The organism is Dehalococcoidia bacterium (assembly GCA_021295915.1).
Lineage (GTDB): Bacteria > Chloroflexota > Dehalococcoidia > Lucifugimonadales > UBA1123 > VXRN01.
The window spans coordinates 67556-90338 of sequence record JAGWBK010000001.1; the positions used below are offsets into that span (position 1 = coordinate 67556).

The 22783-nt window shown below is 57.8% G+C and carries 18 protein-coding genes and 1 tRNA gene; 3 read left to right on the forward strand and 16 right to left on the reverse strand.

Annotation, left to right across the window (positions count from 1 at the left end):
- Positions 1–12: 12 nt before the first annotated feature.
- The 7 genes from J4G14_00330 to J4G14_00360 all read right to left on the reverse strand — a co-directional run bounded on the left by J4G14_00330 (position 13) and on the right by J4G14_00360 (position 8336).
- Entirely contained in the window at positions 13–480 is a 468-nt protein-coding gene (locus J4G14_00330) for an NAD(P)H-dependent oxidoreductase subunit E (protein ID MCE2456248.1), read from the reverse strand.
- Between the two features lie 85 nt (positions 481–565).
- Entirely contained in the window at positions 566–2422 is a 1857-nt protein-coding gene (locus J4G14_00335; GenBank protein ID MCE2456249.1) for an aldehyde ferredoxin oxidoreductase family protein, read from the reverse strand.
- Between the two features lie 3 nt (positions 2423–2425).
- Entirely contained in the window at positions 2426–2728 is a 303-nt protein-coding gene (locus J4G14_00340; protein ID MCE2456250.1) for a MoaD/ThiS family protein, read from the reverse strand.
- The gene (locus tag J4G14_00345; GenBank protein MCE2456251.1) at positions 2725–3342 is read right to left on the reverse strand and encodes a molybdenum cofactor guanylyltransferase; all 618 of its coding nucleotides are present in this window, start codon (positions 3340–3342) and stop codon (positions 2725–2727) included. Before J4G14_00345 ends, J4G14_00340 begins: the two co-directional genes overlap by 4 nt.
- A gap of 37 nt (positions 3343–3379) precedes the next feature.
- On the reverse strand, positions 3380–5338 hold the full coding sequence (locus tag J4G14_00350) for a molybdopterin biosynthesis protein (GenBank protein ID MCE2456252.1): 1959 nt from the start codon (positions 5336–5338) through the stop codon (positions 3380–3382).
- The gene (locus J4G14_00355; GenBank protein ID MCE2456253.1) at positions 5335–6573 is read right to left on the reverse strand and encodes a molybdopterin molybdenumtransferase MoeA; all 1239 of its coding nucleotides are present in this window, start codon (positions 6571–6573) and stop codon (positions 5335–5337) included. Before J4G14_00355 ends, J4G14_00350 begins: the two co-directional genes overlap by 4 nt.
- A 137-nt stretch (positions 6574–6710) precedes the next feature.
- Positions 6711–8336 carry a formate--tetrahydrofolate ligase gene (locus tag J4G14_00360; GenBank protein ID MCE2456254.1) on the reverse strand — a complete coding sequence of 542 codons (1626 nt, stop codon included), beginning with the start codon at positions 8334–8336 and terminating at the stop codon, positions 6711–6713.
- 149 nt (positions 8337–8485) lie between these two features.
- On the opposite strand from J4G14_00360, the gene J4G14_00365 reads away from it, so the two are divergent.
- Both J4G14_00365 and J4G14_00370 read left to right on the forward strand, forming a co-directional pair.
- A complete protein-coding gene (locus J4G14_00365) occupies positions 8486–9508 on the forward strand; it encodes a zinc-binding dehydrogenase (protein MCE2456255.1) in 1023 nt (340 codons plus the stop codon).
- Positions 9509–9571: 63 nt separating this feature from the next.
- A complete protein-coding gene (locus tag J4G14_00370) occupies positions 9572–10366 on the forward strand; it encodes a hypothetical protein (protein MCE2456256.1) in 795 nt (264 codons plus the stop codon).
- 75 nt (positions 10367–10441) lie between these two features.
- Here the strand turns inward: J4G14_00370 and J4G14_00375 are convergent, their stop codons facing one another.
- Positions 10442–11605 carry an MFS transporter gene (locus tag J4G14_00375; protein MCE2456257.1) on the reverse strand — a complete coding sequence of 388 codons (1164 nt, stop codon included), beginning with the start codon at positions 11603–11605 and terminating at the stop codon, positions 10442–10444.
- A 483-nt stretch (positions 11606–12088) separates the two neighbouring features.
- Between J4G14_00375 and aroC the strand changes: the two genes are divergently transcribed.
- Entirely contained in the window at positions 12089–13171 is a 1083-nt protein-coding gene (aroC, locus tag J4G14_00380; GenBank protein ID MCE2456258.1) for a chorismate synthase, read from the forward strand.
- Here aroC and J4G14_00385 read toward each other — a convergent pair.
- From J4G14_00385 to J4G14_00420, 8 genes are all read right to left on the reverse strand, one after another.
- The gene (locus tag J4G14_00385) at positions 13168–13959 is read right to left on the reverse strand and encodes an SDR family oxidoreductase (protein ID MCE2456259.1); all 792 of its coding nucleotides are present in this window, start codon (positions 13957–13959) and stop codon (positions 13168–13170) included. The two genes, aroC and J4G14_00385, sit on opposite strands and share 4 nt — an antisense overlap.
- A gap of 29 nt (positions 13960–13988) precedes the next feature.
- Positions 13989–15359 (reverse strand): (Fe-S)-binding protein, encoded by a 1371-nt coding sequence (locus J4G14_00390; protein ID MCE2456260.1) that lies wholly within the window; start codon positions 15357–15359, stop codon positions 13989–13991.
- Entirely contained in the window at positions 15359–16672 is a 1314-nt protein-coding gene (locus J4G14_00395; protein ID MCE2456261.1) for an FAD-binding oxidoreductase, read from the reverse strand. Before J4G14_00395 ends, J4G14_00390 begins: the two co-directional genes overlap by 1 nt.
- The gene (locus tag J4G14_00400) at positions 16669–18105 is read right to left on the reverse strand and encodes an FAD-binding protein (GenBank protein ID MCE2456262.1); all 1437 of its coding nucleotides are present in this window, start codon (positions 18103–18105) and stop codon (positions 16669–16671) included. Before J4G14_00400 ends, J4G14_00395 begins: the two co-directional genes overlap by 4 nt.
- Positions 18106–18188: 83 nt before the next feature.
- Positions 18189–20234, reverse strand: a complete 2046-nt coding sequence (locus J4G14_00405) for a thioredoxin domain-containing protein (GenBank protein MCE2456263.1) — start codon at positions 20232–20234, stop codon at positions 18189–18191.
- Between the two features lie 9 nt (positions 20235–20243).
- Positions 20244–21728 (reverse strand): redoxin domain-containing protein, encoded by a 1485-nt coding sequence (locus J4G14_00410; GenBank protein ID MCE2456264.1) that lies wholly within the window; start codon positions 21726–21728, stop codon positions 20244–20246.
- Positions 21729–21777: 49 nt separating this feature from the next.
- Positions 21778–22452 carry a thiaminase II gene (gene tenA, locus J4G14_00415; GenBank protein ID MCE2456265.1) on the reverse strand — a complete coding sequence of 225 codons (675 nt, stop codon included), beginning with the start codon at positions 22450–22452 and terminating at the stop codon, positions 21778–21780.
- A 190-nt stretch (positions 22453–22642) separates the two neighbouring features.
- A tRNA-Arg gene (locus J4G14_00420) sits at positions 22643–22716 on the reverse strand.
- Positions 22717–22783 lie beyond the last annotated feature (67 nt).

Sequence of the window (22783 nt, forward strand, 5' to 3'; positions counted from 1 at the left end):
CGGATACTGTCGTTAACCACCCACAGCACCCCGTACAATCTCCAGTGCTGATTCCGAGTCAAGACGCCCGTGCCATTGCCCGTTGACCTCTATGGCTGGGGCCATTGCACACAAGAACCCGCATGGTACCTGTTCAAGAGTCAAGGTAACGGCACCTGAGGGAGCGTCAGGATGACCGTCAAGTTCGGAAGCGATGGCATCCAGAATCTGGATCGACCCTGCTGCTGCACAACTCAGGGCTCCACAAACTCTTACGACCGTGGAGTTGGGCTTTACGATTCGCAATTCTGTGTAAGAGGTCGCGGCCCCATACACTTCCGAAGAGGGAATTCCCAGGTGCCAGCCTACTACTTCCATCGCCCAGTCAGGCAAGTGGCCGAACTCGTGATGAAGATAGTGAAGGGCAGGCAGGAGTTGGCCGTGGTTTCGAGGAAACCGCTCACGCAACTCGCGTCGTAAAGAGTTTCGGTCGGTCGGCAACAGAGATACCCTAAGAATTCATCCCAAACATGAGCATCGAGATTCTAGCAGACTGAATCCGTACGTTGTGCATTCAGAGTGGCGGCTACTGACCAATAGCGCCAGCCGTCTCACGCGATATACGAAGATCTCCTATTTCGAGTTCGAGTAATTTACTGCTGGGAATAGTGCCGTCAGGATTCCATCCTCGGGCTAGATAGTAGGCTGACACCATCATCTGCAGATCTTCTTCGCACAGTCCGACCCCAGCCCCCACGCCATCTGGAAGAGGCTCAGTAAGTACGCGCTCGGGGAGGGTATCGTCTTCACGAGTCCAGCCCTCCCTGACGTTGAACTGCTTCTTCAGGTTGTTAATTCGCTCGCCGGCCTTCTTAAGCTCATCTGCCCGCACGTCCCAACCTGTGATCAGACTGAGAGAGTTCGCTGACTCTTCCCAGAAGTCGTCGAATGCCTTGCGGAGGAACTTGCACCAGATCAGGGAATCGAGCACTGCGGAGAAGTCTTCACCGTCGGCGGTGATCCTGCCTCTTGCGACATCGGCCTCCATGCGATTAACGCGGTTGGAAAAATCCGCCTCATACGCGGACGACCTATTGTGGCAGGCGCCCCTGGTGCTTACCGCAAGTGCCAGGGCCATCGTCTGAAGACTACGGGGCTCGTAGCCAGGCATCTCCAGGCCCTTAACGTGCATTGCCCAGGCCTCAGTGCCCTGACCAACGGTCTCGGAGGCGGTCTTCGATCCCTCAGCAAGGAGTCTGCCAAGATTGCCTGACTTTGTAGCTATCGCCTCCAGACATGGCAGAAGTGCGTCCGCGTTGCCGAATCTCAGATCAAGTCCATCAGTGTCATCAAGGGTCAGGATGCCACGTTCGAAGCACTCCATTGCCCAGGCGATCGTTCCACCTGCACTAATGGTGTCCATGCCCATTTCATCACAGTAGTGGGACGCGCGAATAATCGTTTCACGGTCACCGACGCCTACTAGTGGCCCCAATGCAAAGGCGCTCTCATATTCCATCCGACCGGTGGATTTGCCTGATCCGTCACCGACTGTAAGGATCTTCTCGCATCCTATGGTGCAGTTGGCGCAGTGAGCGTTCTTGACGAAGTGACCGCTGTACATGGCCTCGCCACTAACCTCATCAGTCATGTCGAACGTGGACTGCTGGAAGTTACGGGTAGGCAGCGTGCCAAGTCTGTCAAACACCGCAATGTTTGCCATAGTGCCGGTAGTGCGATACTTCTCGGTGGCTGGCCCAAGACTACGAGTTGAAAGGTCACGTCCGACCACATTGAGACTCGCAGCGTCGAACACAGGCGCCGGATTGCGGCCCCTGACGGCAATAGCCTTGAGGTTCTTTGACCCCATGACTGCTCCGGTTCCAGTGCGTCCCGCCTGTCTCCCGCCGTCATTGGCGATGCTCGCATAGCGAACGCCGTGCTCACCGGCTGGCCCTATGCACGCAACTCTGAATCGCCGCCCAAGGTCTTGCCTGATTTCCTTCTCGGTGTCGAGGGTGCTCATCCCCATCAAGTCCGATGCATCCTCGAAGCGGACATCGTCGTCCTCCAGCACGAGGATTGCAGGGTGGGAGCTAGCTCCCTTTACAACGAGTGCGTCAACCCCTGTGCGCTTCAGTTCTACTGCCAGGAAGCTGGAGCTGAGTGAGTCACCGATCAACCCGGTCAACGGCGACTTTGCGGCCACCGCGAATTTGCTTGAGGTGGTCAACCTGCTGCCGACAAGGGGGCTGCAGGCGAAAATCAGCGGGTTGTCAGGGCCCATCGGGTCTGCACTCGGAGGGCAGTGCGTGTACAGCAAGTAGCTGGCCAGTCCGGTCCCCCCTATGAATCGCCTGAGTTCCGACTCATCAAGAGGCTCACGGCTGGAGGTGCGTTCTGAGAGGTCGACTACGAGCACTCTGCCGTGATAGCCGTACACTTGCTAGCCTCCAGCCTGGCTGGAAAACACAAAGATTCTGTCTCCCTCTTCGGTTCGTAGAGGGGAACTCTCCAGGAACGAGTGACCATTAAGATTTGCGGTGTAGCTTGCCATGAGCCCAAGACCACTTTCGTCTACAACAACGCCCTTCAGGGATGGCGCCGAAGTGTAAAGGGCACCAGCCAAGTCTGACGAGGTCAACTCGGAAGGAAGCTGCAACGCGATCTCCTTACGTCCGCAGACAAGCCGGGCGTGACCGAATAGCTCGACCGTTACCGACACCGTTTCGCGGCTAGCTGCTTTCACGAGGCCGAGCCCTTGTTCGCAAGGCTAACGGCTGTCTCGAGATCTTCCTGCGTGTTGACATTGAAGAAGCTGAGTAGGTCCGGGTCGAGGCGACGTATCTCATCCTCAGGTACCAGCCTAACTCGAACTTCGCTGAAGAAAGACGAGATTTTCAGGTCATCGGCCTCGATGCGTTCCTCGATGGGTCTAATACAGACTCTCGAGTACAGAGCGTGCGTTGGTTCCGGCCTCCCCTCGATCACTGGCACTACTGCATCGCAGCCATCACGTAGAGATGCCAGGTACCGGTATAGTCGGGTGTTCACGAATGGCATATCGCAGGCGCAGAATGCCGACCACACAGTGGGGGACGTTAGAAGTCCCGTCACAATGCCGCCCAGCGAACCTTTGCCGGGATACCGGTCAACACTCGGATTGACTTCATCGGGAAGATCAAGCTCATGCACACGTTGGGGTTCATTGACAATCACGGAGACGGATTCGCCAACCTGGCCCATCCTGGCGATTACGCGACGAATAAGCGGCTCGCCTTGGAAGGGTTCGAGAGCTTTGTTGCGTCCGAGTCTACGGCTCATGCCGCCGGCGAGTATCACGGCCGTAAGGCTTGAGTGCATTTGTCCAGAGTCCTCCATTGACTCAGACTATCAGACGCTAGGAGTAGCCGCCACCAATGGTCATCTTGAGCACTCCCATGTTAGTCGCGTCATATCCCCCGAGAGCCTCGACTTCTCGTTGGAATTCGGGGTTGCGAGTCAGTTCCAGCACGGGGCTAAGGAGCTCAGAGGCGTAGTACTCGACTGGAATCACGAGGTCATACTCCTCGCTGAACAATGGGATGAAGTCCAGTCCCATGGCTCTGGCGGCCGGTAGAATGCCAAGACCAGCGTCCGCCTTCCCTCCGCTCACGGCCGCAGCAACGGCGAGGTGGGTGTACTCTTCGCGAATGTATCCTCGTACCTCGCCCGTGTCGATTCCCAACTTGCGAAGTTCGAAGTCCAAAAGGACACGGGTCCCGGAGCCTCTTTGTCTATTGACGAATCCGACATCAGATCTGGTTAGGTCTGATAGAGATGAGATACCCAGCGGATTGCCCGGTTTGACCATAAGGCCCTGCGTGCGTGCCACCAGATGTACGAGGGCCACCTCCCGGTTGGGAATGTATCTCTCTATAAACGAGACGTTATAGGCGCCGGTCTCCTCGTCCATTAGATGAGAACCTGCTATGTGCGCCTCGCCCCTGCGAATTGCCAGTAAGCCTCCCATGCTGCCAACGTTGCCGGACGTAAGTCCGGGCCCTCCAGAGGTCCCACTCAGATGGCTGGCAATCAGGTCCAGGACCATGTCGTGGCTGCCGATAGCAACAATGGTCCTGAGTACTTCCTCGATTGGTTTGAGGAGCTGGACCTGCACTTCTGATCCAGCCTCCAGGCCTTCGACAGATCGAGGAATGAGTGTGATGCCATCGGCCCGTACCAGCGAACTGATGACTCCTGCGCCACGCTGCACCGGCGTCGCGACCAGCCGGTCACCGACCTGACCTAGCCGCACCCTGAGAAACTCGTCCTCCCCCATAGGGGACTGGACTCGGCGGGTGACGATAGCGGTTGCGGTCTGCCTGGGGATAGTCTCGTATCCAAGCATAGACTCCACGATAGGTTGGACGAATAGCTCGCAGGCGATTGCCGCTGACACAGGATAGCCTGGTATTCCCAGAACGGCTTTGTCCTCAACGACTCCCAGCACAATAGGGTGTCCCGGCCTGATCGCAACCCCGTGAACGACAAGGTCTCCAAGCTCTTCAACCAGCCCGGCGGTATAGTCTTCGGCCCCTGCTGAAGAACCGGCGTTGACCAAAACGAGATCATGCTGCTTTGCGGCTGTGGAGATCGCGACTCGAAGCTTTTCGGGATCGTCGGAGACTGGTGGAATCCTGGTCGGCTCGGCGCCCCATTCGCTGAGCATCCCTCCAATTACCAGGGAGTTGAACTCCACGATGTCTCCTGGTTTTGGATCGGCGTCAATGTCAACCAGCTCTGTCCCTGTTGGGATGATCGCTACGCTCGGCTTCCGTCGAACTTCCACCTCGATCACACCCGCGGCTGCGCAAGCACCGAGGTCGGCAGGACGAAGTCTGTGATTCTCGGGGAGCAGCAGCTCGGAGGCGACGATGTCCTCTCCCATGGCCCTCACGTGATTGTAGGGGGGAACAGGGGACACTATACGGATGGTTGTGTCGTCTATCTCCTCGACGACCTCGATCATTATGACAGCGTCAAACCCATCGGGGACCGGCTCACCAGTGTCTATCCATCGCGCCTGATCGGGCAGGGAAAGTACGAACGGAGAGGTCTCCGTTGCCCCAGTTGTATCTCTCGACCTGACCGCCACGCCGTCCATGGCGGCGGAGTCGTAGTGAGGAGCCGATCGGGCTGCCCAGACTGGGGCCGCGGTTATCCGTCCCAGGGCATCCTGTATAGGGATAGTCTCTGACTTCGTGTGACCCAGAGCACCTGCCGCCTCCAGTGCCATGTGGAAACGAGTTCGGGCTTCGTCCAGTGGAACGTCCTGGAGGTAGTAACGTCTGCCGTGCCTGCCCCGGCCATGTGTCATGAAGGATAGATCCTGACGTCCACGGTCTCTCCCGCGTACAATCCGCCGGAATCCATAGGTATCTCAATGATTCCGTCAGACCTAATCAGCGTAAATATGAGGTTGGACTTCCCGAAGACCGGCGTTGCCGTACGGCGGCCGTCGAGTCTGGAAAGCGTCACAGGCACGTAGTCTTCACGCCCGGATTCGGAGGGCACATCCTGAATCAGGATAGCCGGTACTTCATGCAAGAGTTGCGCTTGCGTCTCGCCAGACAGGACGCGAATCGACGGGGCTACCAGCAGGTCAAAGACCACGAGGGCTGATACAGGATTTCCCGGCAGACCAAACAGAGGTTTGCCTTGTGCAACCCCGACGACAGTCGGCTTGCCGGGCTTGATTGAGATTCCGTGGAGCAGCACGCCTGGCTCCCCAAGCTGGTTGAACACGTCCGCTGTCATATCCCTCGTGCTCAGCGAACTTCCAGCAGAGAAAATTAAGACGTCGGCATCCGATAGCGTCCCGCGCGCGGCTTTCAACTGCGGCTCGTACTCATCACGCACTATTCCCGCTGAGATGTGTTTCGCCCCGCATTGGGCGGATCGAGCCGCGATGGTGTAGGTATTGATGTCGCGGATCTTTCCCTTTGGCGGGCGCACCGAAGGATGCGTAAGTTCGTCCCCTGTGGAGACAATCCCGACCACTGGTCGTCGATACACCGGCACACTAGTGATTCCGAGTGCCAACAGGCCGCCGATGTCCTGGGGTCTGACGCGATGCCCGGCCCTAAAAAGAGTCTCGCCGCATCTAATATCTTCAGCTACCTGGATGACGTTCTCACCGGGTGCAACGGGTCTGAGCACCTCTATGGAGACCTCATCAGCGGGCTGAGTGCGCTCGATCATGACCACCGCGTCTGCGCCGTCTGCCAGAGTACCGCCTGTGTATGCGACAGTAGCTTCCCCAATACCAATGCGCACATCAGACGACGCGCCAGTAGGGATATCGCCCACCACCTCGAATAGGGCAGGGAGACTCTCGGACGCCCCAAATGTGTCGCTAGCACGGACAGAATATCCGTCCATTGATGATCTGGGAAACGCGGGAAGGTCTTCCGATGAGCTTACATCACGAGCGATCACGCGCCCCAGTGAGTCCGCTGTTTCGACCGTCTCGATGTCAGCGACAGGAGCAAGATAGGGCAGCAGCTCGTCGAACGCCTGCCTGGGAGGACGAACATTGAAGAACTCTGGCACAGGCAACTCCTCCTAAGAGGAGTTTACCAGACGAGTCCTGAATGACCTCGCCACCTGCGGCGCTGCAAAAGGCGTAACAGGGCTAATCGCCAAGCCACGAGTCGGCCCTGTGACAGTTGCCTCGATTGACCTACGAACTACAGGCCCAGAATCGCCCCGTTTTCGTCCGCGTCGAGCTGGCGTGGCGACCCGGGCAGTCCCGGCATGGTGACGATGTTGCCCGCGATTGGGTAGATGAACCCAGCGCCGACTGAGGCTCGAACATCCGAGATCTGGAACACGTACCCGGACGGACGCCCCTTCAAATTGGCCCTATGCGATATCGACAGGTGGGTCTTCGCCATGCACACCGGCAGTTTGCCCCAACCTCTCTCCTGGAATTGTCGCAACTGCCGACCTGCAGCGAGCACATACGATACGCGGTCCGCGTTATATACACGCTTTGCAAGGGCAGTGACTTTGTCCCTCAGCGTATCGTCCATCTCGTAGGCGTAGCTGATTTCAGGATGTTCGTCGGCACTGGTCGCCTCTATGACGGCGTTGGCGAGGTTGATGCCTCCGGCACCGCCGTCCGCGAAGACCTTGCTCTCCACGGCTGCGAAGGCTCCTGCTTCTTCAGCACCTCTCTTCATGATGGCAGTCTCTTCAGGAGTGTCCGTAGGGAAGTGGTTGAGCGCGACGACTACCGGCAAGTTGAAAGAACGGATCATCCCGATAAGGTGTGTCAGGTTTGACATCCCCTCTTCAACGGCTTCCCTGTTGGGTACTTCCAGGTCCCGCACTCTTACTCCGCCGTGGTACTTAACGGCTCGAACGGAGGCTACGATGACGGCGGCGTGTGGCTCGAGACCGTTGAACCTTGCCTTAATGTGCATAAACTTCTCGAAGCCAAGGTCTGCTCCGAAGCCGGCCTCTGACAGCACGTAGTCCGCGTAACCGAGAGCAAGCCTATCGCCGACCACGGACGAGCACCCGTGGGCAATATTTCCGAAGGGGCCGGCATGAACTATCACGGGTTGGCCTTCAGTCGTCTGTACGATGTTTGGCTGGATTGCGTACCTCAGAAGGGCCATCATCGAGCCAACAGCCTCGACGTCGTCGGCAGTGACCGGATCTCCTTGGTTCGTGTATCCGACGACTATTCGACTGAGTCGAGCGCGGAGGTCTTCGAGATCCCGAGCCAGTGCCAGGATCGCCATGATCTCTGACGCGGTCACGATGTCAAAACCGCTCTCCCGAACCGGCGCGTTGTTCGACCCGCCAATGCCGGTCATGATCGAACGCAGGGCGCGGTCTTCGACGTCTGTGACCCGCCTCCATGTGATGCCCTCGGGCCTGAATCCTGGAACCCGGTCGCGCTGGGCTGCATTGTCGGTCAGAGCTGCGAGCAGATTGTGTGCCGAGCTAACGGCGTGAGCGTCGCCGGTGAAGTGAATGTTGACCTCGTCCTGGGGTTCGATCAGGCTCTTTCCTCCACCAGTGCCGCCTCCCTTGATGCCAAATATCGGCCCCAACGAAGGTTCCCTCAGGGTGGCCACAACGTTCTTACCAAGTCGGCCCATCGCCTGAGTCAGGCCGACGGTAGTGGTGGTCTTTCCTTCACCAGCCGGAGTCGGCGTAATGCCGGTCACTACGACCATCTTGCCACGCCGCCCATCTTCTCGGATTGCATCCAGAGGAATCTTCGCCTTGAAGTGTCCGTAAGGGATGATTGAGTCGCGGGCCAGTCCGAGATCCTCTGCGACATCTGCAATTGGGCGCATGAAGTTGCCTCCGGCGTTACTTGGTGCGATGGTGTGAACGGGTGGTCAGCTTGCGGAACCGCTTGCTAGAACGTTTGCCGAATTGTAGCATACGAACCTGCACGGTCAACTTGCCGAGCACGTGGAGCCAGCGCCTTGGAGTGAACGTAATGAAGGGGGCCGTATTCGCCGGCGACCGCACGGTCGAACTGAGAGATCTTCCCGAACCGGAGCCAGGGCAGGGAGAGGTTCTGCTCAAGATGATGGCGTCCGGGCTGTGCGGGAGTGACCTGCGCAGATACCGGACTCCTGCCGCCGAGCTGTCACCTCCATTCCACGTGGCCGGACACGAGCCGTGTGGAGTGGTAGCAGAGGTAGGACCAGGCGTGACCGAGGTCGAGGTGGGCGACAGGGTGATGATGCACCATTACACCGGCTGCAATTCCTGCTCGATGTGTCGGATCGGCTATACCCAGATGTGTCTTGTTCACCACGAGATCTATGGCTCTACCGCGGACGGCGGTCACCAGGACTTCTTACTCTGCCCGGCGTCCACGTGCGTTAGGATGCCAGATGAGCTGCCATTCGACCAGGGCGCCGCCGTCGCATGTGGGACGGGCACTGCATTTCACGCGATCAAGCGACTGGGACTCACGGGAGTCGATACAGTTGCGATCTTTGGCCAGGGACCCGTTGGCGCCAGCGCAACTTTGTTTGCCAAGTCGATGGGGGCACGAGTGATCGCCGTCGATGTCATTCCCGAGCGACTCGAGCTTTCCGCTGAATTAGGGGCGGACACTGTTGTTGACGCATCGCGTGACGACGCGGAAACGGTAATCAGGAGCCTGACCGCAGGCGAAGGTGCGGACGCTACCCTGGACGCGACCGGGATTCCTGACGTTCGTATCAACGCAGTCGACTCCGCACGGTACTGGGGTCGTGTCTGTTTCGTGGGTGAAGGTAACACGACGACATTTGACATAAGCGCGCAGATCATTCACAAGCAGTTGACAATCTACGGCTCCTGGACGTTCAGCCTGGCGGGCCTGGCTGAAGCGGCCGAGTTCGCTGTTAGCCGGGAAGTGCCGCTGGACAAGCTCATAACTCATAGATATTCGCTGGATCAGGCTGACGAAGCCTACACGCTGTTTGACACTGGAAGAACAGGCAAGCCCGTGTTCATGTGGGAGTAGCGAGTGGCACTTGCCATGAGCACGTATAATGTCGGTGGGTAACCCAACAGCAAGGAGGATGGAATGAAGGAACGAGGCGACACAATAATAGGGGACGGGGCAATCAAGTTCGGTATCGAGTACAGGGACCTGCTGAACGATCAGGGCGTTTGCATACACGTCTTGGGCGAAGTCAGTGAAGACGACGAGCACGAGTTGCTGAGGTTCGACTGCTTCGATCACGAGCCACACTACCACTACGGTCCGCAGAAGCGGAACCAGAGGCTCATGCTCGACAAGACAACTGCGGGCGACTCACTCGACTGGACACTCCAGCAGATCAAGGACCGGCTGCCCGAAATGATCGAGCGGGCCGAGTACCCTGAACTCGCAGAGGCTGCGAGGGAGGCCGATCTCGGTGGCGCGATTGCAGACCTTGAGTCGCAGTCGCGTGAGCTCTCTGTGTCGGGACGAAGGACCGTCATGCACGATCGAGGCGACGTGATCCTGGAAGCTGGCCCGGTGCGATTCGGCGTAGAGTTCCGACAGCTTGCAAACGACAGGGGCGTGGCGATCCACGTGATGGGCGATGTTGCTGGGGAAGAATATGAACTCCTGACGTTCGACTGCTTCGAGAGGGCGCCCCACTACCACTATGGTCCCAGGGCAAAGAACCAGCGTCTGTATCTCGACAGAACAACGGTGCCCGATCCGCTGGGATGGGCTCTCGACCTGTTCAAGGGTGGCAAGCTCGGCTCGATGCTCGAAAGAGCAGGGTACACGGACCACGCGGCGAGACTGAATCCTGCTCTCGTCCACAGCGCAGTGGCAGAGCTTGAATCTGTCTCAAGAGAGATGGAGACTGCGAACGCGCAGTAATCTGCTTGTAATATTCGGCGGTCAGTGAATCCAAGGGCTCTCTTCTGAGCCGACCATGGATTCGCTGGCCGCTGACTACTGGAACCCTCTGAGTTGCCTCTGGGTCAGCAACACGGCCGCAGCCACAGCAACTAGGAGTCCTCCCAGTATGGCAATCGCCAGCGGGCCGCCGAAGTAGTCTACCGCAAGGCCCGCCGGCAGCATTCCGAGTGGCATGAGTCCGAAGTTCATCATGAACACGCTCATGACTCGACCCCTGTACTGGTCTTCGACGACCTCCATGATTAGGCCCATGTTGATTGTCCTGCGTCCGGAGTCGCCAAGACCGACCAGCAGCATGATCACCGCGGCCGCATAGTAGAAGGGGAAAGCGGCGATCAGCAGCAGAGCGATGCCTGATGCGAATGCGCCTACGATCAGTAGCATACCCCGACGCCAGTTGCCGAGTGCCGCAATCACGAGCGAGCCAACAAGTGACCCGCCGCCCATGATCGCTACCAGCAGGCCCATGGAGTCCGGTCCTCTGCCGTAGATGTCCACGACGAATACAGGCAGAAGCATCCTGAACGGGGAGGCCAACAGTGTCGTAGCCAGGCCCATGACGAGCAACACCAGCACCATCTGGTTTCCCTTGATGTAGCTCAGTCCGGCAACAATGTCGCTCATCATCGCTCGCTTCTTGGCTGGGCCAGTAGGCTCCCTAGGAGTGATCATGGTGGTCATAATGACCGCCACTACGCTCAGACCAGTGATGACGAAGTATACGTTGGCTGGGCCGGCGAACGCGTAGAGGCCACCAGCGATGGCAGGAGCCAGAAGGGTCATGGCACTCATGCCTGCGGCGTTGATCGCCATCGCGTTTCCAATCTTGTCCTGACCGACAACCTGCGGAATGATCGCCTGGCGTGCGGGCATCATGAAGGACCAGATAGCGCCCTGAACCAGCGACGAAATCAGTAGATGGTACCAGCGGATCCAATCGTTGAAGATAGCCAGTCCGACAACAAGCGCAAGCAGCCCGACAACAAGCTGACCAATCTGTATCAGCCGTTTCCTGTCGAATCTGTCGGCAATCGCACCACCGAATAGGGCAAGCACGAGCATTGGCACCGCAGACCCTGCGCTAACTATACCCAGGAGTGATGCTGAGCCGGTGAGGTCGTACACCAAGTACCCGCGGGCGAGCATCTGCATCTGCATTCCACCCATCATCGCCATCATGCCCAGCCACAGGACCATGTAGTCCCGGCTCTTCAGTGAAGAGAATGTGTGACGCCATCCCCTCTGGGGCTGGACTTCCGTTCGAGGGGGAAGTTGTGAGCGTTGCCCGGCAGAATGAGGGATCTCCTGACCGCGTGAAGGCCCGTTGACGTTGACGGTGCCTGGGGAGGGGGCCGCTCCACGAGCTTTGTCTGAAGGAGCGGATGTAGAAGGGCCTTCGTCGTCAGAAGACGCAGGTGAATCAACTTTCATGAAAATAGTGTACTGACCAGTTCAAGTGCAGTTCAAGGGAGGGGGCGAAGTGGGCCCGGACTACGAGCCGCACTCGCCCGTGAAACACGGGAGGCACTCGCAGGTGTTCAATCCGGGCCCTTCTTTACTTCGTCTGAAGGCAGACATTCACCAGATGATAACATAACCAGGCTTGCGGACTCCTTTTGCAGTCGCCCTACTTAGTAAGAATTTGATCAAGATAGCCCACCCCAACCGGAGGGAAACTGAATGGCGAACACATTTGGTCACAGCTTTAGGATCACTACCTGGGGGGAGTCACATGGTCAAGCCGTCGGCGTGACCGTTGATGGATGTCCACCCAAGTTTCCAATCGACGAAGGCGACATCCAGAAGGAGCTTGATCGTCGGCGGCCAGGCCAGAGCGTGATCTCCACTCAGCGCAGGGAAGGGGACCAGGCCGAGATCGTGTCGGGTGTCTTCGATGGGCTGACACTTGGCACACCCATTCAGATCATCGTCTGGAACCGCGACGCGCGCAGCCGAGACTACGAAGAGATGCGTGTGAAGTACCGCCCGTCTCACGCAGACTACACGTACCAGGCGAAGTACGGCATCAGGAACTGGATGGGAGGAGGTCGCGCCAGCGCACGTGAGACCATAGGGCGAGTCGCGGGCGGCGCGATCGCCCGTAAGTACTTGGCCGAGGAATTTGGAATCGAGATAGTTGCCTACGTGAAGCGTGTGTGGCACCTGGAAGCGGAGGTAGATCCAGACTACGTGTCCGCCGAGGAAGTAGAGGCAAACATCGCACGATGCCCGGACGGCGATATGGCTATACGCATGATCGAGCGTATCCAGGAGGCCCGCAAGGACGGTGACTCACTGGGAGGCGTGGTTGAGTGCGTAGCCAGAAACGTGCCTCCGGGATTGGGAGAACCTGTTTTTGACAAATTGGAGGCCGACCTCGCAAGGTCTGTCCTGTCACTCCCTGCCTGCAAGGGGTTCGAGATCGGCTCTGGATTTGCGGGGACTTATCTCACCGGCTCTGAACACAACGACCCGTTCTACAGCGAAGCAGGGCGAATCCGGACCCGCACGAACAACTCTGGCGGGATCCAGGGTGGAATCTCCAATGGCGAAAACATCGTGATGCGGGCAGGATTCAAACCGACCGCGACGATCATGCGCGAACAGGAGACGGTCGACGTCTACGGGAACGAGACAACACTGATGGGCAGGGGACGGCACGATCCGTGTGTGCTTCCTCGCGCCGTCCCGATTGTGGAGTCTATGATGGCCCTGGTGCTTGCTGATCACACGCTCAGGCAAAGGGCCCAGGTCGGAGGTTAGACGACTGGAGAAGTTCCCCCGTCAATGTTGACGGCGATCCCGGTCAGATAGCTCGCCCGATCGGACGCCAGGAATGCGATGACATCGCCTGCCTCTTCACCTTCGCCTACACGGCCGATGGGCACTCGATCACCCATGTCGTCGTAGAATTGGTCGAGTGTCAGGTCCGGATTGCTCTCCTGCATTGCCTTGAACCTGGTCTCATGCTGACCGCTCTTGATCAGGCCAATACAGACGGTGTTGACGAGGATGTTGTCCTCGGCAAACTCCTTGGACATGGCCTTGGTCAGCGCTACACCGGCGGCCCTACTCACTGACGTGGGCACCGATGCCGCGCCTGGGGCCTTCGCTCCCAGATTGGTAACGTTGATTATCCGTCCGCCACCCTGCTCTCGCATGATCGGCACAGCAAGGCGAGAGGCCCTGATCGCGCCGTACAACTTCAGATCCAGGTCGTGCTGCCATGCTTCGTCAGATACACTCAGGAAAGGACCGCCCGCCGAAGTGCCCGCATTGTTAACAATGATATCGATGCGCCCGAATTCGGCCATCGTCTGATCGATCAACGCCTGGACCTGGTCAGCCTCCATGATGTCAGTGGGTATCGCGACGACGCGGTGTTCAGAGACGGCCCTGATCTCAGCAGCAGCCTCCTCGAGCACATCGGGCCTTCGTGCGGCAATTACGACATCGGCGCCCTCAGCGGCCATGCTCGCCGCCGCGGCCTTACCGATGCCCTCGCTTCCGCCGGTTACGATTGCTACCTTTCCATGTAGTCCAAGATCCATTTGTGTCCTCCTTGGGTAATGTTCAGTTCTTAAGGTTGCTTGTTCTCATTAGCAGTTGCTCTTGAAGGGGCGACTGCGGCGTTGTCTTCCAGTTGGTATGCCTCATCCAACAGGTCGGTGACGTATTTCACATCCGCACCTAATCCTCGATCATTTACACCATACTGGAGTTGCAGTAGACACCCCGGATTCGCGGTGGCCAGGACATCTGCACCTGTCGTCTCAAACGAGTCCATCTTAGAACCCAAGATCCGTAGTGAGAACTCGCGCTCGGTAATCGTGTAGGTCCCACCCGCCCCGCAGCAGCGTCCCGCGCCTGGAAGCTCGACGAATTCCACGCCTGGTATTGAGTTCAGTATCTGGCGGGGAGCCGACGTGATTCGCTGAGCGTTCCCAAGGTGGCACGAGTCCTGATACGTGACCCGGTAGTCGATCTCAGCCGTTGGCGGTGTGAAGGGCAGGTCCACGAGGAACTCATGGATGTCCTTCACCTTTCTTACAAACTCCGCCGCCTTGTCAGCGTAGCTTGGATCGTCTTTCAGCAGGTGGTCGTACTCCTTCATTCGAGACCCGCAGCCGGCCGACGGGATCACAACCGCGTCAACGCCTGCATCTGTGAAAACGTCGATGTTGCGTTTAGCCATGGACCTGGTTGTCTCGAGGTCGCCAACGTGCGAATGGATAGCCCCGCAGCAGCCCTGGCCTTCGGGCACTACCACTTCGCACCCATTCCTATTTAGCACCCTGACCACGGCCTCCATCTCGTTGCCGCTGAACAGTGGCATGACGCATCCGGAGAGCAGTGCAACCCTGGCCCTGACTTCACCAACAGGTGTCAGAGTCTGGCCCTCCGCCCTGAAGAAGCTGTCGGAAGCCGACGGCATCGACTGCTCCATGTCCGCCAGCGAGCGTGAGACAAGTCGCAGCAGCCCCGACTTTCTGACTAGTGACTGAATTCCAGTGCGCTGGTACACGCGGGCCATTCCAACGGTGAATTCAAGAAGGCCCTGGTTCGGAATGATGTGGTTGAGAGCAGCCCCTGCGGCGAGCCTGGGGAACAAGCCGACTTTTCGCTTACGCTCAACCTGCGCCATCGTTGCCTCGATGAGACTTCCGTAGGGCACCCCCGAAGGACAGGCCACCTCGCAAGCTCTGCACTGAATGCAGAGGTCCCAGTGTCTGACAACGGAATCGGTCATGCCAATCCGACCCTCGTTCACCGCCTTCATCAGCGCTATCCTGCCACGCGGCGACTCAGTCTCCAGGCCAGTCTCGAGATAGGTTGGGCACGCCTGCAGGCAGAAGCCACAGTGCACGCACTTGTACAGTTCGGACTCTTCAGGAGCGTCGGGCCCAGAAAAGAGCCACGAGGGATCGACAGTTGGTCTCGAGTCGACCATTAGAGCCCCCCTACAAATCGGCCGGGATTCATCGTGTTGTTCGGGTCGTACTGAGCTTTCAACCTGCGCATTACTCCGATGCCAGAAGGATGGCCGCCCCAGACGTCCACGAGATCTTTGAGGTCTGTGGGACACTTCTGAACGACAGCGGTGGCATTCAGTTCCGCACACTCCGTTCGAACCTGTTGAACGAGTCCGGCCAACTCACCCAGGTCTGGTGCAGTCTCATCACCAGACCAGTTCGCCTCCACAGTTCCAAATCCAGGCTGTGAGGTGATCGCTGCCTCAGAATTCGACGCTCGAAATCCTTCCAACAGGCTGTGTATCAACTCGACCTGGCTGGGCAGTGCATTGACCCTGATGTTTAGAACCGGAGCAGATCCAGGATCCCATCCAAAGTCTGCAAGTGAGCGCCACAAGCGACTCCCCCCCGAGCCCTCGGCCTTATCTGTATCAATCGCCAGGTATCTAGCGCATATGGCACTTACTTCGTCGAGCTGTCGATCCAGGGTCCGTGGTCTCCCGCCAAGCCTCACAGCAAGGTAGGTGCCAGGCCTCTCGTCTGCGGCTATAGCTTCCGACACTACGCGGTTGTACGTTGTTATTGCCAGTGGCGTTACGACGGAGTTGAAAATCTCCGATGCGCACTGAACTGCCCGATCTACCGTCTGAAACCTGGCGGTAATCGTACTCTCGTACATTGGCATTGGTGTCAACTTGAAGCTGGCCTCAAGGATAATTCCCAAGCTGCCCAGTCCACCAATGTGGAGACGGGCCATGTCGTAGCCGCTGACGTTCTTGACCACCTGGCCACCGCTTTTGGTTATCCGGCCATCAGGTTGAACAACCTTCATGCCGATTACGGTGTCCCTGAGATGACCGAACTGCCACCTGGTTGGACCACTTGCACCGGAAGCGAGCGTACCTCCCACCGTTGCTTTTCCAGGCAGAGGCGGATCGATAGCTAGAAACTGGCCCGCCTGCCCCAGCACTTCAGTAACAGTCTGCATCGTAGCGCCAGCCTGAAAAGTCGCAGTCATATCGCCAGAGTTGTGGGAGACAACCCTGTTTAGGGCAGTTGTGTCGACCACTATGCCGGAGCGCTGGGGTATATTTCCCAACGACATCTGCGTGCCGCCGCCCCAGGGAAAAGTAGCAACTCCATCGCGATCAGCTGAGGCAACTTCATCACAGAGGTGATCTACAGTCGATGGCCGGACTACTGAGACCGGGGCGACGCCGTCGATCATGTAGGAGGGCTGAAGACTGGAACTCTCGTTAACGGTGCTCACGGATCGGGTAGGACTGGTCAAATGTATGCGCCCGGACCGACACGCTGAATTGCGGCAGACTGCAGGAACTCCGCCGAGGTCGAACCAGTCGGGAAAATCTTTCCCGGGTTGAACAGGCTGTTTGTGGCAAATGCAGGCCTAAGTGCGGCCATTGCCTCCATATCGGCATCAGTAAACATCAGAGGCATGTATTCCTGCTTCTCCATTCCGATGCCATGTTCTCCCGAGAGCACTCCGCCAACTTCGACACAGAGCTCAAGAATCTCACCGCCGATCTTCAGCGCGTTTTCGGTGTCACCAGGCTTACGCTCGTCGAATAGCACGGAAGGGTGGAGGTTGCCGTCCCCGGCGTGCAGAAGATTCGCGATTGGATAACCAGTCCTCTCGGAGATACCCTTGATCCTCGAGAGTACCTCAACAAGGCGTGTCCTGGGCACCGTGCCATCTACCAGCAAGTAGTTAGGGGCCAGTCTCCCAAGAGCTCCGAGGACCCCTTTTCGGCCGGACCACAGCTTGTCTCGCTCCGCGTCCTCTGTGGCGGTCCTGATCTCAAGCGGGTCGTACAGGTTGCAGACCTCTTCAACCGCCGCTGCTTCTTCTTCTACCGCCTCATGCAGGCCGTCGACCTCGACAAGCAGCACCGCACCGGCGCCCTCCGGGTATCCAGCGTGTACTGCAGCCTCGGCCGCACTGATGCACAGATCGTCCATCATCTCGAGGGCGGCGGGCACAATGCCGGCACCGATGATGCCTGATACTGCGGCGCTCGCGTCATCGAGTTCCTTGAAGATGGCGAGTAAGGTCTTAACAGATTCTGGCTTCCTGAGCAGCCGGACAGCAACCTTGGTGACTATTGCCAGCGTGCCCTCTGATCCAATCAGGATTCCCCTGATGTCGAAGCCCACCGATTCCCTCTGCGTTCCGCCGACCCATTCGACGGTTCCGTCGGCATACACGACCTCTAGTCCAAGGACGTGGTTTGTAGTAACGCCATATGCCAGACAGTGGGGGCCGCCTGAGTTCTCAGCGACGTTTCCGCCGATGGTGCAGGCGCGCTGGCTGGACGGGTCAGGAGCGTAGTAGAGGCCGTATTGGGACACGTGCTCAGAGAGGTCCAGGTTGATGACCCCGGGTTCAACGACGGCCACGCGATTCTCGACATCAACTTCCAGTACGCGGGTCATACGGGTGAGAGGGAGGACTATACCCCCCTGCGCTGCCACCGCCCCTCCGCTCAGGCCGGTGCCGGCCCCACGAGCTACGATTGGAACATCGTGCTTAGCAGCCACCTTCACGCACCCAGAGACCTCTTCGGTCGAGTCGGGAAGCACCACTACCATTGGCAGTGCCTTGTCGACGGAGCCGTCATATTCGAAGACAATCAGGTCCTCAGGCTTGTAGATGACATAGTCGTCACCGACAACGGCCTGTAACTCTGAAATGATCGCTCGGATGTCCGTGGTCAACTCATTCGCTCCGGTTGCTAATGGTAGTTTATCCCCATTTCCGGCGCAACAGATTGGAGGTATCCAGGGACTTACCGCGCAAACTCCGCCATCATCGCGTCGGCATCGTTCGTTGGAAGCTGACAGGTGTAGTTCCGGCAAACATAGGCAGTCGGTTGACCATTTACGGTCGTCCTTCCTGAGAACACAGGCCACTCATCGGACCTGTTGGAGTCAGAGGTCATTGAGACTCTGACGGCACTTGGCTCGAACACAGACGCTAGCCGCCGCAACATCAGTGTAGCCTCGGTGTGATCTACATCAGTTACGACGACGGCTTCTTTAGAGTCGGCAAGGTAACTGTCCAGGGCACAGAGCCAGTGTCCTGCGCCAGTGGGGAACTGCTCCATAATTCCTCGCACGCCACGCAGCGACTGTCCCGCCATTGTCCTGAAGTCGGAGTTCCCGGTGATTGTCGCCAGGCGAATTAGGACATCAGTCATCATGGAATGCCCAGAGGGATGAGCATTGTCCGTCACATCGCGAGGCCTGACGATCAGGGCCTCCTGGTCTGAACCGGTGTCATAGAACTGTCCCCGCAGTGGGTCCCAGAACAGGTCGACAGCATTGCGGGCCAAGGTCTCGGCCTCGAGCAGCCACCGTGGGTCGCCGTCCGCGCTGTGCAGCACCAGCAGCCCATCGATCAAAGAAGCATAGTCGTCCAGGAATCCCCTCGAGCCGTTTTCGGAGTTGCTATCCGTTCTGCGTAAGCGGCCGGATTCAACCATTTCATCGAGCAGGTAGCTGGCGTTGGCGCGAGCGACCTCAAGGTAGTCATCCCTTTCGAACACGGCAGACGCCTCAGCGATCGCTGCCAGCATCAGGCCGTTCCATGACACGATTGTCTTCGTGTCAGTCATCGGCGGTACTCGCGAAGAGCGCGCTTCGAGAAGTCTATCGTTGGCCGAATCTAGAAGAGTTTCAAGTTCCCTGACCGACATAGAATGACGGGAAGCCACCTCCGCTGGAGGGGCCGGGACATTGAGTATGGACATGCCCTCGAAATTCCCCTCGTCTGTGACTCCGTAGTAGTCAGCGACTATCGCTGCATCGTCTGCTCCGAGAACTTGTACAAGGTGCTCGGGTCTCCATACAAAGAATTTGCCTTCCACACCTTCGCTGTCTGCGTCCTGTGCCGAGTAGAAGCCAACATCAGGTGATGTCATCTCGCGGACGACGTAGTCATTTACTCGCTCAGCAGTCCGACGGAATTCCTGGTTGCCCGTCAGCTGATAGGCATGAGTGTAGAGACGGGCGAGCAGCGCGTTGTCGTAAAGCATCTTCTCGAAGTGAGGGACGAGCCAGAATGCGTCGGTCGAGTATCTGTGGAATCCTCCACCAATCTGGTCGTGGATCCCGCCTGCCGCCATCTTGCTGAGGGTGTGTTCCACCATCTCGAGGGCTAGAGGAACACCCGACCTGGCGTAGAAGCGAAGGATGAACTCCAGGGTAGCTGGCTGGGGGAACTTTGGTTGAAGTCCGAATCCACCGGAACGATCGTCGAACTGGGTGAGGGCCGCTTCGAAAGCGGTGTTAAGAATGGACTCGGTTAGCGGCTCAACACCCGGATCAGGCGTATATGCCTGTCTGAGACGTTCCACTAGCTGTTTACCGCTCTGAAGGACGTCTGACTTACGTGACACGTAAGCCTCAGAGATCGTTTCCAGCACACGCACGAAGGATGGGAGCCCGCCTCTGTCTTCAGGAGGGAAGTAGGTCCCACCGTAGAATGGCTCGCCTTCCGTGGTCAGAAAGACTGTCATCGGCCATCCGCCGTGTCCGGTCAACGCCTGGATCGCCGTCATATAGACGGAATCAACGTCCGGCCTCTCTTCACGGTCGACCTTAATGTTGACGAACCATCGGTTCATCATGTCGGCGATCTGTTCGTTTTCGAACGACTCGCGCTCCATTACATGACACCAGTGGCAGGAAGAATATCCGACACTTAGCAGAACCGGAACGTCCCTCTGACGAGCAGCCTCGAAAGCTTCATCGCCCCAGGGGTACCAGTCCACTGGATTCTCCGCGTGCTGGAGGAGGTACGGACTGGTCTCTTTGGCCAATCGATTGGACATGTCGGAACCTTACAGACCAGTTATGTCAAGCGTTGAGACCTGGTTCGAGTCCATGTCCACAACCCTGATGGCGTGATTGTTAGTGTCGGCGATGTACATCTTCCCATCATGCACGCTGACGCCAGCGGGCTCGAAGAACGTAGCGTCACTGCCGGGGCCGTCGTCGTGACCGACTGAACCCGAACCGAACACCGACTGGCAAACTCCGGAAACTGGGTCAAGTCGTTTGATCTTATTGTTGTAGGTGTCGGCGATCCAGAGCGATCCTTCGTCCAGGTCGACACCGATAGGGTGCTGGAGCCTCACGTCTTTTCCTGCACCATCGACGTCTCCAAAGGTGAAAAGGTCGAGCCCCACTATAGAATTCACGCTGCCCATCGGGTCAATGGCAGCCGACCTGATTGAGCTGGTCTCGCTGTCGGCGAAATAGAGCGTCTGACCGTCGGTGGTGATGCCGCTCGGTTGGGCCAGCTCCGCCTGCGAGAGGGGACCATCAATGATACGCTCCCTGCCATTGCCAGCGTGGACAGATGTCTCCCTGGTGTTCAGGTCCAACTTCCATAGCTGGTGGAACCCGGCCATGGCAATGTAGAGGTAATTGCCAACCTTGGTAACGTCCCAAGGCGATTTGAGAGCAACGAAGCGCCCGTTTCCGCCAGCGTGGAATCCACGCGACTGCAAGCCGGTGCCGGCAAGCGTCCTCACTTCCAGGCTCTCAAGGTCAATCTGTCGAATGGAGTGATTCTTGGTGTCTGCTACGTATAGGTGAGGCCAGTCCAGTTCGCACCCCTGCGGATCGTAGAACCACGCCTCTTCTGCAGAGCCGTCTTTCAGTCCACGCTCGCCTCTTCCGAATGTCTGCCTGACATTACCATCCAGATCTGTCCAGACGACCCTGTTGTGGTTCGAGTCTGAGATGAACAGACCCTGCTCACTTGCAAGCACCTTGCCGGGAAACGACAACGGCCGTTCCCCTGCTTTTGCGCTCTCTAAGGCAAAGTCGAGAGGGCGTCTGTCAATCTCTCCTGCTTGATCGTACTCCTCGATCATTGTGGCCAACAGATTGTCGAGAGCCTCTATCGGGAACTCGCCTTCGTGCTTGCCTACGACCTTACCGTCGGGCCCTATGAACATAAACGTGGGCCACGCGCGAACGGCGTACTGTTGCCAGACCATGAAGTCGGCATCGTTTATCACCGGGTGTTCGATCTCGTATCTCAAGATCGCTCTGCGGACATTGTCGGAGGACTTCTCAGCGTTGAACTTGGCGGAGTGGACGCCAACTACCGCCAGCTCGCCTGCATACTTCTGCTCCAGTTTCCGCAACTGCGGAAATACGTGCATGCAGTTAATTCAACAGTAGGTCCAGAAGTCCAGTATCAGGATCTTGCCATTGAAGTCGGCAAGCTGTAGAGGTCGCTCTGTGTTCAGCCAGTCGAGGGTGGAGGGGAAGTCTGGGGCATTTACCGTGCCCGCGTATCTTCGTGGACTCATTTTTCTGCCCCTTTGATTTGTGCTGGATTCCGAACCGATCGCCTACCCATCAATGCGGGTCGGCGTCGACGGGCCACTGTTCGAGATTATACGCCATAGACCAGAACATGTGCTCATACTGTGCGCTGGTGAGGTAAGCTGCAGTCATCTGCTCCAGGAGGTCTGGACCAGCGGTCGCCGCCAGGTCGTCCAGATGTTCACTCCACGCGCGGGTGCTCTCTTTGAGCAGACCTTCTGAGTATGTTGAACGCCAGATCTTGAAAACCGGGTCGTCAGGCTCACTCAAAATCTTTCCAACCTCATGGTAGATGCGAGGGCAGGGGAGTAGTGCTGCGACGCCGCACGCCATCCCGCCGGCTCGCATGGAAACTTCCATGTGATTCTGATATGCGATATTGGTTGGAGCCGGGTGGCTGGCATCCACCTCGTCCGTTGACACACCCAGTGCGTCAAACAGCCTCCCATGCAGAGGTCGTTCAACGGGGGTGGTAACTCTATGCAGTAGCCTCCGCGCAGTATTCGTGTCCTGGGCTGCCGAGAGTGCCGCGGCTGCACAGCGACCGAACCCCGCCAGGTAATGGTAGTCCTGGACGATATAGTAGGAGAACTTCTCTATCGGCAGTGTGCCGGACTCCAGTTCGCGAAGGAACGGGTGCCGCATGATTGCTTGCCATGTCGGGGTCGCCAATTGCCAGAGGTGTTCACTGAATGACTGACTGCGCATAGGTTGCTCCGATGTGTCTCTTACCTTGAGTCTTGGGGGGCCTGCTAAGCTTCGGAAGATACCTGCACTACAATATCCATATCGCGATATGATCTCTCTTCCGTCAAAATTCGTGCATTTAATGGAACGATATGGCAGTCAATTCAGAATGTCAGCTATGACGAAGGCAGATCGAGAGAAGGTAGAGGAGCGTCCCTGGCAGGATTCGAACCCGCGACCCGCTGCTTAGAAGGCAGCCGCTCTATCCAACTGAGCTACAGGGACTCGAAGGTGTCCGATAAAAAGTGTAGCACAGCAGTTTGGGGCATGGCCAAAACTGCCCAAAACCTGT